This is a genomic window from Pedobacter sp. P26 (genome assembly GCF_050632135.1).
Classification (GTDB): Bacteria; Bacteroidota; Bacteroidia; order Sphingobacteriales; family Sphingobacteriaceae; genus Pedobacter.
In genome coordinates, this window is sequence record NZ_CP192574.1 from 524,158 (window position 1) to 541,530 (window position 17,373).

Annotated in this window: 5 protein-coding genes and 2 pseudogenes; all 7 read left to right on the forward strand. The window is 38.3% G+C overall.

Annotated elements, in window-relative coordinates:
* Position 1: 1 nt before the first annotated feature.
* Positions 2-585: pseudogene (gene ruvA / locus ACQ86H_RS02570) on the forward strand (Holliday junction branch migration protein RuvA).
* Between the two features lie 11 nt (positions 586-596).
* Positions 597-7,796, forward strand: coding sequence for a cell surface protein SprA (gene sprA, locus ACQ86H_RS02575; RefSeq protein ID WP_431293770.1), 7,200 nt, complete (start codon positions 597-599; stop codon positions 7,794-7,796).
* A 2,664-nt stretch (positions 7,797-10,460) separates the two neighbouring features.
* Complete coding sequence (gene gcvH / locus ACQ86H_RS02580) at positions 10,461-10,841, forward strand: glycine cleavage system protein GcvH (protein ID WP_138818823.1); 381 nt, start codon at positions 10,461-10,463, stop codon at positions 10,839-10,841.
* Positions 10,842-10,851: 10 nt separating this feature from the next.
* Positions 10,852-11,253 (forward strand): VanZ family protein, encoded by a 402-nt coding sequence (locus tag ACQ86H_RS02585; protein WP_138818822.1) that lies wholly within the window; start codon positions 10,852-10,854, stop codon positions 11,251-11,253.
* Positions 11,254-11,647: 394 nt separating this feature from the next.
* Positions 11,648-14,322 (forward strand): annotated as a pseudogene (locus tag ACQ86H_RS02590) (outer membrane beta-barrel protein); the annotation flags it as partial.
* Positions 14,323-14,550: 228 nt separating this feature from the next.
* A complete protein-coding gene (locus ACQ86H_RS02595) occupies positions 14,551-15,312 on the forward strand; it encodes a carboxypeptidase regulatory-like domain-containing protein (RefSeq protein WP_431293771.1) in 762 nt (253 codons plus the stop codon).
* Between the two features lie 62 nt (positions 15,313-15,374).
* The gene (locus ACQ86H_RS02600; RefSeq protein WP_431293772.1) at positions 15,375-17,318 is read left to right on the forward strand and encodes a TonB-dependent receptor domain-containing protein; all 1,944 of its coding nucleotides are present in this window, start codon (positions 15,375-15,377) and stop codon (positions 17,316-17,318) included.
* Positions 17,319-17,373 lie beyond the last annotated feature (55 nt).

The following is a 17,373-nucleotide window of genomic DNA, read 5'->3' on the forward strand; positions in this document are numbered from 1 at the left end:
CATGTACGCCTATATTGATGGTAGATTGACATTTAAAAACCCAGCCTATGTTGTGGTTGAAGCCGGAGGTATAGGCTATCATATAAACATTTCATTAAATACATACAGCGCTTTGGGCGATGCAGAAAGGTGTAAATTGTATACCTGGTTGCATGTAAAAGAAGATGCACATACGTTATACGGCTTCGCTGATGAAGGCGAACGCCGTTTATTTTTACATTTAATTTCGGTATCGGGTATCGGACCGAATACGGGCAGGATGATTTTATCCTCCATCACCCCCGTTGAGATTCAGACTGCAATTGTGAAGGCAGATTTGCCACTCATACAGCGGATTAAGGGCTTGGGTGCAAAAACCGCACAACGCCTGGTTTTAGAACTGCAGGATAAGTTAAAAAAGAAGGTGCTGACTCATTAATTTCTATGCCTCAGCACAATACTGTTAAAGATGAAGCGTTATCAGCATTGGTAATGCTCGGATTCGCCAAACAAACCGCCGAAAAAACTATAGACCAGATATTAAAAGTGACAGAGGGAAGCCTATCGGTAGAGCAGTTAATTAAACAAGCTTTGAAAACTTTATAGATTTAACGCCTTTGAAGAGAATATCTACATTTCTGTTTCTCATTCCTCTTTTTTTAATTGCTTCTCAAACTGCTTATGCTCAAGTTGTTCCAAGCAAAACGGATACTATTATCCCGAAAAACAATTTTAGCTTACGGGAAAAAGAACGGTTAGGTCTTAGTCCGGCAATTCATCCATTTTATCCATCTCCCAGTAATTTAAAGCGTGTTGTAGAATACGATGCAAAAAACAGGCGTTATATTGTTAAAGAACTCATCGGCGAAAACTTCGTTCTTAATACCCAATACCTTACCATTGATGAGTACCAACGGCTGGTAAACAGTGAAATAAAAAGGAGTAACTGGCGAAGCATTTCTAATGCTGAGGTGAGCGACTATAGAAGCACCGGCATTATTCCGCAGATCCAGGTAAACAGCAGAGCTTTTGAAAAACTGTTTGGAGGCACGACGATTGATATTCAGCCACGCGGTGAGGCCGAGCTTACTTTTTTGGGAAGGGTGAATAAAAATGAAAACCCTCTTTTTAATGAAAGACAAAGGGTACAAACCAATTTCGATTTTAACCAGAGGATTCAGATGGACCTGGTTGGAAATATTGGTACCAAATTAAAAATTAAAAGTAATTACAACACAGAAGCACAGTTTGATTTTGAAAATCAAATCAAACTGGATTATACAGGCGGCGTAGATGATATTATTCAAAAAATAGAAGCCGGTAACGTAAGTCTGCCATTAAATACTTCTTTAATTACCGGAACACAGGCCCTTTTTGGTATTAAAACGCAACTAAAATTCGGGCGTTTAAACGTAACAAGTGTTTATACCCAACAAAAATCACAATCCAGAGAGATTAAAATTACCAATGGGGCACAGCAAAATACCACCACGGTAAATATCGATAACTACGAAGCCAATAAACACTATTTTCTGTCGCAATATTTTAGAAATAACTATAACAAAAACCTGGCTAACGCACCTATCATTACCTCTCCGATCCAGATTACCAAAATTGAAGTTTGGATTACTAATAAAGCAGGAAATACCACCGACTCCAGGGATGTATTGGGTTTGATGGATTTGGGTGAAAACGTTCCTTTTAACAATAATTTAATTACCGGAGGTACTTCTGGTCTGCCTGCAGGAACTACCGCCACCGGTTTCCCACAGCAATCCAACAACTTGATCTCGCAATTAAATGCTTATCAGGGTGGTGCTATCAGGCAGACAAATTCTAATGCCGTCCTTTCTTTTTTCCAAACAACGCCAGCTAACAGTAGCAATACCGATAATTTTGCTAAATTGGTTTATGCGAGGAAGTTAACAGATCGCGAATTTACTTTTCAGCCACAACTCGGTTATTTATCATTAAACAATCCGCTAAATGCCGATGAGGTTTTAGCAGTTGCTTACCGCTATACCTATAACGATGTGGAATATCAGGTGGGCGAGTTTTCTACCGATGTTTCTTTTGATGCGGCTAATCCAAAAGTGCTTTATGCCAAATTATTAAAGAACGAAACCACGAAGATTCAGCTGCCAACATGGGACCTGATGATGAAAAATATTTACGCTATCGGCGGATATCAGATTAGTAGTCAGAATTTTAAACTGGATATTTACCGTATCGATAACGAAACAGGTGTAGACAATCCGGTCATGACCGAAGGTCAGAATACCGCTAATAAACAGTGGATTGCCCTAACTGAATTCGATCGTTTGAATCAGCAAAATGAGCGGAAGCCCGATGGGGTTTTCGATTTTGTATCTGCAAACAATGCTTTTGGATCTTATTCTACGGCAAGCAATGCCAACCAAGCCAGTATGTTCGGTGTAGGCAGCAATGGGCAGACCTCATTGGTTACCAATGCCAATTCGGGATATATCACCATTGATCCTGCAAATGGGAGGATTATTTTTCCTGTGATTGAGCCATTTGGTAAAGATTTGGCTGCAAAGTTTTTGCCGAGCGAACAGGCATTGATCAATAAATATACTTTTACCGCGCTTTACGATTCAACACAAACCATCGCCAGGCAGCTGTTTCAAAACCAGAACAGGTATACCATCAAAGTAAACTATCAATCTGATATTTCTTCTGAATTCAGCTTAAATGCCATTAATGTGCCGGAAGGATCGGTAAAGGTTTTTGCAGGAACAATGCCGCTGACAGAAGGCGTAGATTTCACGGTCGATTATCAGGGTGGGCGTGTAAGCATCATCAATCAGGCTCTTTTGGTATCCGGTCAGCCGATTAGGATCACCACAGAAAATAGTGAAACTTTTGGTCTGCAACAGCGGTCGCTTTTTGGAACCCGTTTAGACTACCGTGTAAACAATAAACTAAACCTGGGGGGTACGATCATGAACCTGACCGAAAAACCCTTAACCCAGAAGGTAAACATCGGCGAGGAACCCATCTCGAATACCATTTGGGGAGCAGATATTAACTATAGTTCACCCTCACGGTTTTTAACAAAACTGGTTGATAAACTTCCTTTTATTTCAACCAAAGCACCATCAAGTGTAACGTTTTACGGTGAATTTGCTCAACTGATTCCAGGTCACCCAAGGGCGTTGAATTTTGCAGGCAGTAAAAACGGGGTAAGTTATTTAGATGATTTCGAAGCATCAAGATCGGTAATCGATTTAAAGAGTGCCATTGCCTGGCAGCTGTCTGGTACTCCTCAGCTTTTCCCGGAATTTGATAAATCCAACGATTTATCCTATGGTTACCACCGGGCACGAATTGCATTTTATAACATCGATCCAACTTTTTATAATTCGGCGGCTTCTACCACTCCTGCCAATATCAGGGGCAACCGGGGAGAACTTTCCAATCACTATGTAAGAGAGGTAATTGAGCAGGAAGTTTTTCCTTTTAAGGAAACGGCAACCGGGCAGGCCTTAAATATTACCACTTTGGATGTGGCCTTTTACCCAACCGTTAGGGGACCTTATAATTTCCGTACTACTGATTTCAGACCAGATGGAAGTTTATTGCAACCCAGAAATAATTGGGGAGGTTTTCAGCGAAAGATCGAAACAAACGATTTTGAAGCTTTAAATGTTGGCTTTATCGAATTTTGGGTAATGGATCCATTTATTTATAAACCAAATTCGGCAGGTGGTGATATATATTTTAACCTGGGGAATATTTCGGAAGATATTCTTAAAGATGGAAGAAAATCGTTAGAAAATGGTTTGCCGGCAACAAACGATCCAAGCAAATACGATGAAACTGTTTGGGGGCGCGTGCCGAAATTACAACCCGTCGTACAGGCTTTCGATAACAATGCCGATTCGCGCAGGGCACAGGATGTAGGTTTGGACGGATTATCAGATGCTGATGAAAAAGTAAAATTTGCTGCAGCAATCACTCAGATCAAATCGCAACTAAACGCAACAGCTTCAACTGCTCTTGATGCCGATCCATCATCAGATAATTATACTTATTTCAGGGGGCCGGCATTAGATCAGATTAATGCAGGTATTCTTAAACGCTATGAAAAATATAACGGAACTGAAGGAAACTCTAAAACTTCGCAGCAGTCGCAAGAAGAATTAGGACTGGAAAACTCCGCTTCCACTTCTTTACCTGATGGGGAAGACATCAACCGCGATAATAACATGACGCAAAGTGATGAGTATTTTCAGTATAAAGTTTCGATGCGCCCGGGAGATTTAAATGTTGGACAGAATTTTATTACCGATAAAGTAACGTCGCAGGTAAAACTGGCCAATGGAAACACACAGGCTGTTTCTTGGTATCAATTCAGGATTCCGATTAGCCAGTACCAGGATCGGGTAGGCGGTATCCAGGATTTTAAATCTATCCGTTTCTTTAGGATGTTTATGACTAATTTTGCCGATACTGCCGTAATGCGTTTCGCGAAGTTACAATTGATCCGCGGGGAATGGAGACCATATAATGCTTCGAATCTGGCTGCACAAGTAATCGTCGATCCATCTTTGCCCGCTCTTACGCCTGATAATTCTACTATTGAAGTATCAACAGTAAACATCGAAGAAAATGGAAAACGTTCACCAGTTCCGTATGTTACACCTCCTGGTATTCTTCGTGAGCGCGACTATAGCAACTATCGTGGCGATACGCGTTTAAATGAGCAATCACTATCCGTTACCGTAAAATCGTTAAGAGATGGCTATGGCAGAGCAGCTTTTAAAACAGCCTACAGCGATTTCAGATCTTATAAACATTTGGAAATGTTTATTCATGCCGAGGCTGTTAATAACCAAATTTTAAATGATAACGATGTTGCCGCATTCTTAAGAATCGGAACCGATAACCAGGATAATTATTATGAATATGTAATCCCGTTAAAGGTGACTAATCCGGGTACCAGCGATCCTGATGCTATTTGGCCGGAAGCCAACAGAATGGATATTGATCTGATGCTTTTCCAGAATGCCAAGCTGGCCCGTAACGTAGCCAAACAAGCTAACGGACAGCCATGGCCTACAAATGTTCCATTTACCTATACCGACGGAACAAAAACAATCATCGTTAAAGGGCAACCTGATATGAGTAAGGTTAGGGTATATATGGTGGGTGTTAAAAATCCGCTCCGTGCCACCAATGATGAACGTAATGATGATGGTCTTGATAAAAATGCGCTGGTTTGGTTTAACGAATTAAGATTAACTGAATTCGATGAAAGAGGTGGTTGGGCAGCTACGGGAAGATTGAATTTAAAATTAGCCGATTTTGCCGATGTCAATATTTCCGGAAGTAAATCAACCATCGGTTTTGGATCTATCGATTCGAAAGTGAGCGAGCGGAACCGTGCAGATAATGTATTGCTTGATGTTTCTTCTGCCATGGAGTTAGGTAAGTTTCTGCCACAAAAATCGGGGGTGAAAATCCCGATGTTTGTGAGTTACTCTAAACAGGTTTCTACTCCGCAGTACAATCCAAGGACACCAGATATCGAACTCAAAAATGCTTTGGAGCAATCCACAAAAGAACAAAAAGATTCGATTTTAAATTTTGCACAGGATTATACTGTTAGAAGGGGGATAAACTTTACCAACGTAAGAAAAGAAAGGACCAATAACAGTAAACCTGCCCGCCTTTGGGATATTGAAAACTTTGCAGCAAGTTATGCTTATACCCAATATAACCATCGCGACTTTATTAACCAGAGCAGTATTCAGAATACCTATAGGGCATCGCTACAATACAGTTATGCTAAAGAAGCGAAAACAATAGCGCCGTTTGAAAAGATTATAAAATCGAACATGCTGGCTTTATTGAAGGATTTCAATTTCAGTATTTTTCCAAGTGCCATTAATTTCAGGATTGATGTAGACCGCTTGTATTCAGAAAATACCTTACGGAATAACGATCCGAATAATACCATCGGGCTTTATCAGAGTGGCTATGGCACCACCTTTAACAAAAACTTTACCATGAGCCGGATTTATGGTATCGCATGGAACCTTACCCGTTCCTTACAATTAGATTTTAATGCCACAAATTATTCGATCATCGATGAGCCGGATGGACGAATTGACGGCATGAAACGCGATACTGTCTGGCAAAACTTAAAACGCTTGGGACGTACAACCGATTATAACCACAATTTAAACGTTACCTATAATTTACCAATTGATAAAATACCAGGGCTAAACTGGGTTACCGTAAAAACCCGTTATGGTACCAACTTTAACTGGCAAACCGAACCGCTTTCTACCTTACTGGATCCAAATATTAATTTGGGTAATACCGTACAAAACAGCAGAACTGTACAGGTGAACCCAACGTTAAACCTTATTACATTGTACAACAAGTTTGGCTTTATCAGGAATGCTGGTAATGATCAGGACGGTGGCAAAGCGAAGAATTTTTTCATCAACATCTTAACCAGTTTAAAAAATGTTAATGCCAGTTTCGTACAAACTAAAGGTATTTTTCTCCCTGGTTATTTGCCAACCACGAAGTATTTCGGTATCGACAATGCAACAGGGGCACCAGGCTTAGGTTTTGCTTTTGGTAGTCAGCGGGATATTAGGGAAATGGCTTTGAATAATGGTTGGTTAACAACTGATACTTTACAGAACCAATTGTATGTAAATACCTTAAGAGAGGATTTTCAATTCACCGGTTTACTGGAGCCTTTTAAAGATCTACGGATTACCTTAAAGGCAAATAAAGCGCAAACAAGAAACTTTTCTACTAATTTCAGGTATGTGGCCAGCGTATCATCTTTTGAGAATCTGAGTGCAATTACTACGGGCGATTACAGCGTATCGTACATCGCTTTGGGTACTGCATTTAAAGAAAGCAACTCCACCATTATTTCAGGGTTATTTAATCAGTTTATGGCTAATAGGATTATTATTTCCAGAAGGCTGGGCGCTGAAAACCCAAATTCCGGAGGCATTAATGCGGGCTATGCAGATGGTTACGGTAAGGAGAGCCAGGATGTAATTATCTCTGCTTTTATGGCGGCTTATACGGGTAAAGATGCAGGTAAAACAAAAATGAATGCTTTCCCTAAAATACCGCTTCCAAACTGGAGCCTAACTTATAGCGGCTTAACACGTATTCCTTTTATTGCCGATAAATTTTCGTCTGTCGATATCCGTCATGGCTATCGTTCGGCCTATAATATTAATGGTTTTAACTCATTGTTGCGTTACCAGGAAACAAACGGTGCCGTTAGCAGCAGAGATGTAAATAATAACTTTTTACCGGAATACCAGTTTGCTCAGGTAACCATTTCAGAATATTTTTCTCCTTTGGTTGGCGTTGATACGAGGTTTAAAAATAACCTGACCGCTTCTTTTGAATTAAACCGTTCGAGGTTATTGGGCTTAAGTTTATCAAATAGTCAGCTGGCACAGTTATCAGAAAACAATATGGTTTTGGGATTGGGCTACCGTACCAATAAATTCCGTTTCCCTTTTGGATGGTTTAAAAGCCTGAAAATGGATAACAATATGGACTTTAAATTGGATGTGGCTATCCGTGATAATAAAACGGTGATTTACCGTGCCGATGTTACCGAAGCAGAAGTTTCTTCAGGTGCAAAAAACATTACGCTTCGGCCAAGTGTAGATTATGTTTTGAATCAGAAATTTAACATCAAATTGTTTTACGATTCGAACATTACCAAACCTTATACCTCACAAACTTTTAATACCTCATTCAGTAATTTCGGATTTAGTTTAAGGTTTACATTAAATTAGAAGATATAGTCCTGGTATTAAGAAGTGGTACAACCTGTATAAATGATCTGGTGTTGCACGTGAATTTTCTTTTAAAAATACCTGTTTTATGGATAGTCCTGAAATGATTGTTCGTGCTTTACGCTACCATTAACAGACTATAAAAAAAGGTCGTCATCTCGACCGGAGCAACGCGAAGTGGAGAGATCTATCAAACAAATTTTGCTTTACAGAGCCTTCTGGTTCTCAACTACATTACCGATGTAAAATCGATACAGGTATTCCGCCGCTCGAAAGGACGGTAACTCGGGGAATTTTTACACATAGATAAATTGCTGTCATTCATGTTGATTTTTATACAATAAATTACCCCTCAGGATGATAATCTATATTTATGAAACAGCCTCATAACCGGTTTTATTCTATGTTTTTTGCATGCCTTGTATTCAACCAGAATATAGTGCTCGTCAATAGGATAAAAGCAATAATAATAATAGGTTGTACGAACAGAAGGACTGTCCAAAATAAGGTGAAAAAAATAATTGCAATAATAATTAGCTTACTCATATTTGGTTTTCGGTTAGATATCTGTATGGTTAGATTTACATATATACGTAATTTTTGACATATTGGATTTTATTTTTATAAAAAAAATATTTTTTTTATAGAGTCGTATACATTTTGAAATGTGCTGTTTTATTGGTTAACAGATATTTTTATGATTATTGTAGCGTAATTATGTGTGTATGCATAAACAGGCAAGAATGCAGGAATCTAACCGTTAATTGGAAATCAGTTTTTTCCTGGTTTAAGTTCCGGTTATTTTTTTGTTAAGCAATCGGAGATTTTCTTTGAAAGAGAAGTTTTGACTTATTTGTTCGATTTGATATTTATTAATTTTTTCCATTGTGCGGTTCTTTGGTTTAACTGCAGTTCATTTTTCTCTAAATTTGCATGTATTTAATACTCAGATTATGAAAAAGCAATTCACAACAGACTGGATGTTAATTTCGTTATTAATTTGTGCTATAATTATGATTTTAATAGATATGGCCAGTCAGAACAGACGAGTCCAAAAATTAATAACTCCTTTGGAGTTTCGTACAGCAGGTAATTTTAGAAGAGATTTCACAAATAGGACTGGATTTAATTTAAAATGTTGCCGGCCAATTCTATCCCCCCGGCAAATGCGTTTGCATATATGCCTGTCGGTTAATAATAAACCGTACTTTCTGCAGTATTGTGTTGCTTTAAGTTTTTTACTATGTTTGCAGTCTAACCAATTATTTCTTATGAGAGACCGTCCAACAGTGGACTGGGTATTGATTGCTTTGTTAATTATAGCACTAATGCTAATGATATTTGATTTTCATTACCAGAAAAAACGCACTCAAGATAGAAAGAAGTCGATAACAATAGCACATCAGAACTAGTGATTTACTATAGTTATGATGCTTATCCGTGTTGTATATTGCTCCGAAAAGTCAGACACCAGAGCGAATCCAAAACTCCTGACCGAAAATCAGTGTGGTAATCGCATAGTAAGTGGAAAATACGATAAGGCTGTTTAAAAATTAATTCGTATGTCAGTCTGAACGTAGTCGAAGACCATTTTAATGCATTAATAAAAGCAATCCATTGTGCTCAGCGTGAAAGCAAAATGTTATGTAATATTTGCTGTAAAAATTTAAACAGGTTCATAGTAAAAAGCGATAACATTTAAAAGTCACCAGGTCTATCTTCCTGAGTACGCCACCGGGAAATACGATGCCATAATTAAGTTAAATGCTGGTAGATTGATGTCGATCTGCAATTGTTTTATCATTTTTCTCCTGATCTTCTTGTTACTTCTTCTGGATGATAGAATTTCTTTTATCAAGTTCTGATTTTGCTTCGGATTCTACAATATTAAATTCTAATAGTCGGATTGACTGAATATAAAAATGAACAAAGCGAACAACCATTTTATAAAACATTTCGTATGTATCAATTTGTTATCTACTAACTAACCAAATATTATGAGCAACTTTAATATAATCGGATCAATATTTACACTATTACTTATTATCTCATTACTGGTGTGGATAATTACGATGGAATGAAAACCTTATGTTACGGCATAAAGATTTTGATATAGGCACTGTCTTTAAAGCACTGAAGGTTTTTAGAACATCATATTATTAGTGGAATAGAATTGAGTTTTTTGAGGCAGTTACACGAAGATTCAAGTACTGTCTGATCTCACCATAACTTTTCTAGCGAATATCATGGGTTCTTTGCCAGGAAAAATCAATCATTGGTGTATTGAGTAGAATAGGTATCTTAAAGTTGACCGAAGCATAGACAATCCGGCATATTAGCCTTTGTCGAATTCCTTCATGTAATTCACTGCTTCAGCTAACATAGGCATAAAATTCATGCCTTTTGCTTATCAGGAATTCTTTAATAGCTTTATATCTCACCTTAACGCAATCGCTGCTAGTGCAATTAACATACGTCACTATACATGCGCACAGTACTGACACCATTAATATTTTTAAGTTAATTCGCCTGGCATTGCGATATGTAAAACTTAATTGTATTTTTGAAGGGCAAACGAAATGAATAATTAAATGTTTGCAACTATGCGTGCAAGCCTGATAGAGCAACGAACTTAAATAACTTATTTTCAAAAATATATAAATAATGAATTTTCCATCAGAATTAAAGTACACTAAAGACCACGAGTGGGTTAGAGTTGAAGGTAATGAAGCTTATATCGGCGTAACTGATTTTGCACAACGCGAATTGGGCGATATCGTTTATGTTGATATTAACACTGTAGGTAGCGAGGTAGCTAAAGAAGAAGTTTTTGGTACGGTAGAAGCTGTTAAAACGGTATCTGATTTATATATGCCAGTTACAGGGACAGTATTGGAACTTAATGCTGAATTAAACGACAACCCGGAATTGGTTAACTCTGATCCATACGGACAGGGATGGATGGTAAAAGTATCTTTAGCTGATTTAGCTGAAGTAGAGGGTTTATTAACAGCAGAAGCTTATCAGGAACTTGTAGGTGCCTAATTCTAATATTTTGTACAAAACACTAAAACAGCAAAAATGGGCCATTCTTTGGACAGTTGTTGTTTTGGTGTTTTGTAATATGCACATTTCCGATTCTGTTGGAAAAAGCGGCTTTTTCTTCGAAGGCTTTGATAAAATGACCCATCTGGGATTTTTCTTTGTTTTATCTGTATTACTTTTCTATGGTAAAATAAAATACCAGCATACCTATGCTTTCAGAACCTTAACCATTTTTAAGGTTTTACTTGTCTGTGCTATTATCGGTGGCGGAATTGAACTATTACAATGGAAAGTTTTTACCTATCGTTCTGCAGAATGGTGGGATTTTGGCTGTGATATGTTAGGCGCATCAATGGCAGTTTTTAGTTATGTATTGCTCCATAAATTGAATTTCAATGAGAAGAAAGGTTAGCATCATCTGTTTAATCGCAGCCCTATATTTAAGCGGCTGCAGTATTTTTAAAAAGAACTGTAATTGCCCAAAAGTATATTACAAAAGCTATCCTTCTCAGCAAAAATAATCCTCTTACTGATCATCTTCCTGTTTGATCTGACTACCTTCCTCAGGCTGTATTTAAAATGTTACCAAGCTTTTAACACACCTTAACAAACCTTTCTGCTTTTCTACAGTCTGATAGCTTAGTTTTATATTATAATATCTAATTTTTTTAATGAAAAGAAACGTTCAGCGGGCAATATTCATTGTTCTTCTATTTTGTGGTTACATCGCCCAGGCTCAAAATACTGGTTCGATAAGCGGAAAAGTAATTAACGCGAAAGATAAAAAGCCAGTTGATTTTGCTACAATCGCAATTAAGAGTTTAAAAGATTCGAGTGTTGTGGCATCCGGTCAAACCGATCCTGATGGAAGCTTTAACTTTAAAGCCATAGCTCCGGGTAAGTACAGGATTTATTCCGCCTTTTTAGGTTTAAAAACAACAACGAAAGATATAGAAGTGGCTAAAGCAGCCGTAAATGCCGGTGAAATTGCCATGAGTGATGATGGCGTTGATTTAAAAACAGTTAACGTAACCGCTACCATCCCAATTGTGGTGAAGAAAGATACTTTAGAATTTGATGCCAAATCGATTAAAGTGCGCGAAAATGCCGTGGTAGAAGATCTCCTGAAAAAGGTACCTGGGGTTGAGGTAGCAAAAGATGGCAGTGTTAAAGCGCAGGGCGAAACCATTACCAAAGTAAAGGTTGATGGTAAAGAATTTTTTGGCAATGATCCATTATTGGCGACTAAAAATCTTCCGGCCGATATGGTTGATAAGATCCAGGTAATTGACGAACTTTCTGAACAGGCACAGTTTACCGGCATTGATGATGGAACAAGGAACAAAATCTTAAACATTACCACCAAAAATGGCATGAAACATGGTTATTTTGGTAACAGCACTGTAGGTTATGGTTCTAACGATCGTTATGATGCCAGCTTGAACGTAAACAAATTTGATGATGACAGGCAGATCAGCTTTATTGGTCAGTTTAACAATGTGAACAAGCAGAACTTTGGCCAGGGCGGAGGTGTAGGTAATGGATTTGGAGGTGGAGGCGGCCGTGGTGGATTTGGTGGTGGGGGTGGAGCAGGTTCCGGCGGCGGAAATGGTGGGATCACCACTACCAATGCAGCAGGCTTAAACTTTGCCGACACCTATAAAGATGGTACTCAGTTTCAGGCCAGTTATTTCTTTAATAAAGCAATTTCTGAAAATATCCAGAACTCCAACACCCAAAACCTTGCAGGAGGTACGAACAACATTGCTGAAGATATAAATAATACTTCCGATAGGATTAACCATCGCTTCAATTTCATGGTTGATACCAAGATAAATCCATCTTTATCTATTAAAATTCAGCCCAACGTGGCTTATACCGAAACAGACGGAAACAATTTGAATAAATATACGAGAACGCTTGATGATGGCTCGACCGATGGTACACAGCGCAATACCACAACTTCTGCTACGCCTACCATGAGTAATAATTTATTAATCCGTAAAAGTTTTAAACGGAGAGGTCGCACACTTTCCTTAAATGTAAATACTAGTATAAATGATAATGACGGTACAAACCTTAACTATAGAAATGATAAAATTACGGAAGGGACAGCAACGAGAGATACCATTACCAATCAATTCAATAATACCAATAGCCATTCCATAAATAATACCACAAGGCTTGTTTATACTGAACCGATAAATAAAACCCTAAGCGTAGAGGTTAACTATCAGAATGGTTACTCAAATAGCGATTCGCAAAGAGATGTGTTTAATTACAATCCGTTAACCCTTCAATTCGACCTTGTAGATAATGCATTTTCGAATATCTATAACAATCGTACCTTAACAAATGCGGCTGGGTTAAGCCTTACTACAACTGAAAAAAATACAACTGGAATATCGGCTTAGCCGCACAACAAACCAACAGGGTAAATAATAATTTAACCACAGGTTTAAAACGTACGCAGAATTTTATCAATATTACGCCATCGGCGCAGTTCAGGTATAATTTTAGTAACCGTAAACGTTTGTTCATTAATTATAGGGGCTCTACCTCACAACCAACTATCGATCAGATCCAGCCGATTCTGGATAATACAAACTCTCAGACCATTTATATAGGTAATCCGGCATTAAAACCATCGTTCAACAACCAGTTGAGGATCAACTTTAACAACTTTAATATCGAAAATGGCCGGTTTTTCTTTGCGGGCTTAAATCTTACCCAAACCTTTAATGCCATTGGAAATACGGTTGTGCCTTTGTCAGGAGGTGTTCAACAGGTAAGTTATATTAATGTGGATGGCGTTTATGCTGGTAATGCCAATGCCACTTGGTCTTTACCATTGATGGCAGAACGTAAGCTAACGTTGAATATTTCTGGAAACGGAGCGTACAGTAGAAACGTGAATTTTATTACAGGACAGGGGATTACCGATCTGGTAAAAAATATAACCAATAGTTATACCATTTCAAACGGGTATAAATTGGTAACCAACGTTGATAAATTCGATTTAACTGGGGGTATAACCGGAAGCTATACCAACTCTACATTTTCTGCAAGGCCATCATCCAATACGCAGTATTATACCATTAATCCAAGTTTTGATGTCAGTTATGTATTGCCAGCCAATATCAGGTTAGCAATCGATATCGATTATTTCAGGAACTTTGGTGGTGGTGATCTGTTTAATCAGGAATACACTATTCTTAATCCTTACATCAGCCGTCAGTTTTTTAAAAACAGAGGAACATTTAAATTTTCTATAAATGATGCGCTTAACCAGAATACCGGTGTAAGCAGAACTGCTACCGGGACTTCAATTGTTGATTTAACTACAAATGTGTTAAGACGTTATTATATGTTCTCATTCACCTACTCGTTAACGCGTATAGGTGGCAGAAACATGAGTGGCGATATACAGATGCCAGGCCAACGCGGTGGCGGTGGCGGCGGTGGCCGTCCAAGGATGTAAGCTTTTCCAATAGTCGGTGGCTCACCGACCATCAATATGATAATAAAAGTCCCGGTTTTAACCAGGACTTTTTGTTTTACACTTTTTCTATCGGTTAGTCTCAACCACTGATACCCAAACCTTTGGATTAAATGTACAATTGACATTTATGTATTTCAAATGTTACTAAAATAAAAATAAACCTTTATAACAGCCGGTAGTCTTTATCTTAACAATCAAACTAACCGAATGAAACAAATTTTTACGTTCCTGCTTATTTTATCGTCTTTTTATGCTTACGCCCAGAAAACGGGTTCAGTTAGCGGAAGGGTTATTCAATCAAAGGATAAAAAGCCAATTGATTATGCTTCTTTGGCTGTTAGAAATCTGGCAGACTCAAGCATGGTAGGCGCTGTAAGTACTACAGAAGATGGAAAGTTCGTTTTCAAAAACCTGAAGCCAGGTACGTACAGGTTATATGCGGCATTTTTAGGCTTAAAGAATACCACTAAAGATTTTACCATCTCAACAGATAAACTTGATATCATCCTGGGCGATATTATTTTAGAAGGCGGTGCAATAGATCTTCAAACGGTAGATATTAAAGCAGAAATTCCACCAATTGTGGTAAAAAAAGATACCCTTGAGTTTAATGCAAGTTCGTTTAAAGTGGTAGAGAATGCTGTAGTTGAGGATCTGCTAAAGAAATTACCAGGAGTGGAGGTAGATAAAGCCGGGACAGTAAAAGCCCAGGGCGAAACCATTACCAAAGTTAAGGTAGATGGAAAAGAGTTTTTTGGGAATGATCCCTTATTGGCTACTAAAAACCTTCCGGCCGATATGATCGATAAAATTCAGATTATTGATGAACTTTCCGATCAGGCACAGTTTACCGGAATTGATGATGGATCAAGAACCAAAATCATCAATATCACCACCAGAAAGGATAAAAAAACGGCTATTTCGGGAACAGTACAGCTGGTTATGGTTCCAACGATCGTTACGACGTAAATGCGAATATCAACCATTTTGATCAGGATAAGCGATTGAGCGTAGTTGCCCAGTTTAATAATGTGAACAAACAAAATTTTGGTGGCGGCCTGGGCGGCGGAAATGGGGGGAGCAATGGCGGACGTGGCGGTATTACCGATACTAAAGCCGGTGGATTTAACTTCTCGGATGTGTATGCTGATCAGACAGAAGTAAGTTTAAGTTATTTTGTGAATAAATCCGATAATCTGATTTTAAGAAATAGCGTTACCCAAAATCTTTTGGGCAATGTAACTACGGTTTTCAATAATAACCAGACCAATGCTTCCGATCGTTTAAATCACCGCTTAAACTTTATGGTTGATACCAAAATCGATTCGCTAACCTCACTTAAAGTACAGCCCAATTTAAGTTATACCGATAACGAAAGCCTAAACAGCAGTATTTATACCCGCGATTTTGGTACCTATAACACAAGCGGATCTCAGCGCTTAACCAATCATAATACGGCGCCCGCTATCAGTAATAATATTTTGTTGCGCAAAAAGTTTATGCGCCGCGGAAGAACATTGTCGCTGAATTTTAACACGAACATTAACAATAACGACGCTGATAATTATAATTACAATCCCGAAACACGTGAAAAAGATAATGTTAAAACGGTAAAGATTATTAATCAGCTTAATGATCAGGAAAGCGAATCTATTAGTCAGAATACCCGACTGGTTTATACAGAGCCTTTAAGTAAAACCCTTAGCCTTGAATTTAACTATCAGAACGGCTATAGCCATAATACTTCTGATCGTTTTACTTACGACTTTAACCCGGCTACGCTGAACTATGATTTGCTGAATGATTCATTAAGTAACGTTTACGAAAACACCATCTTAACCAATACGGCTGGTTTCAGTTTCAATAAAATGGACAAAAAATACAACTGGAATGTGGGGATGGCCGTTCAGAATACCGATCGTAATAACAATAACATTACCCGTGGATTTATATTAAAACAGAACGTATTTAACTATACACCTTCTGCCATGTTCAGGTATAATTTTAGCAATAGTAAGCGTTTGGTCTTCAATTATCGTGGTAGTACGAATCAGCCTACCATACAACAGTTGCAGCCTATCCCCAATAATACCAATACACAAAGTATCCCGTTGGGAAACCCCAATTTAAAACCCGAATTTAACAATACCCTACGTATTGCATACAACACTTTTACGGTAGGAAAAAACAGGTCGCTATTTGTTAATGTAAACCTAACCCAGACTTCCAATAAAATTGCCAATAGCAGCAGTTTAATCGAAAGCGGGGTTAACCAGGGTAAATTTGCAGTATTGCCCGTAAACGTAAGTGGTGTTTACTCTGGCTCACTATCCTCCTCATTAAGTTTGCCCATTATGGCAGAAAATAAGCTTAATTTTCACATCAACATCAGTAGTAACTATGATCGGGATGTAAACTTTACCAATGCCTTAAAAAATATTACCAATAGCTGGTCAATTAACAATGGTTACCGTTTGGTTTCCAATTTGGATAAACTCGATTTAACCGCAGGTGTTAGTGGCTCAATTAACCGTGCTACCTATTCCGTTCAGCCCAGTTCCAACACGCGTTATTATACTTTTAGTCCAAATATCAGTATCAGCTATATGTTTCCTGGCGATATCCGCTGGTCAGTAGATGCAGACTACAACCAGAATACAGGTAGGGGAGAAGATTTCGATACCCACTTTACTTTGGTGAATTCGTACCTAAGCAAACAATTTTTTAAAAACCGTGGCACTTTTAAAGCTGCCGTAAACGATTTGCTGAACGAAAATCAGGGTGTAAGTCGTACGGCTAACAACAACACTATCCGTGATGAAAGCTACAACGTATTGCAGCGTTATTTCATGTTTTCATTTACCTATTCCTTAAACCGTATGGGTGGGAAAAACAGAATCAGGGGTGGAGAAGAAGGCGGTAAAGGCCGCGGTGGCAATGGTGGTGGCTTTGGCGGAGGCAGACAGAGAAACTAAATCATTTAAGCGTAAAGCTGTGTAATTTATACAACCATATTGGTTTTCTTATTTG

Excerpts from the sequence above, each read along its gene's own strand:
- gcvH (WP_138818823.1), top strand. The coding sequence starts at position 10,461 with ATGAATTTTCCATCAGAATTAAAGTACACTAAAGACCACGAGTGGGTT.
- ACQ86H_RS02595 (WP_431293771.1), top strand. The coding sequence starts at position 14,551 with ATGAAACAAATTTTTACGTTCCTGCTTATTTTATCGTCTTTTTATGCT.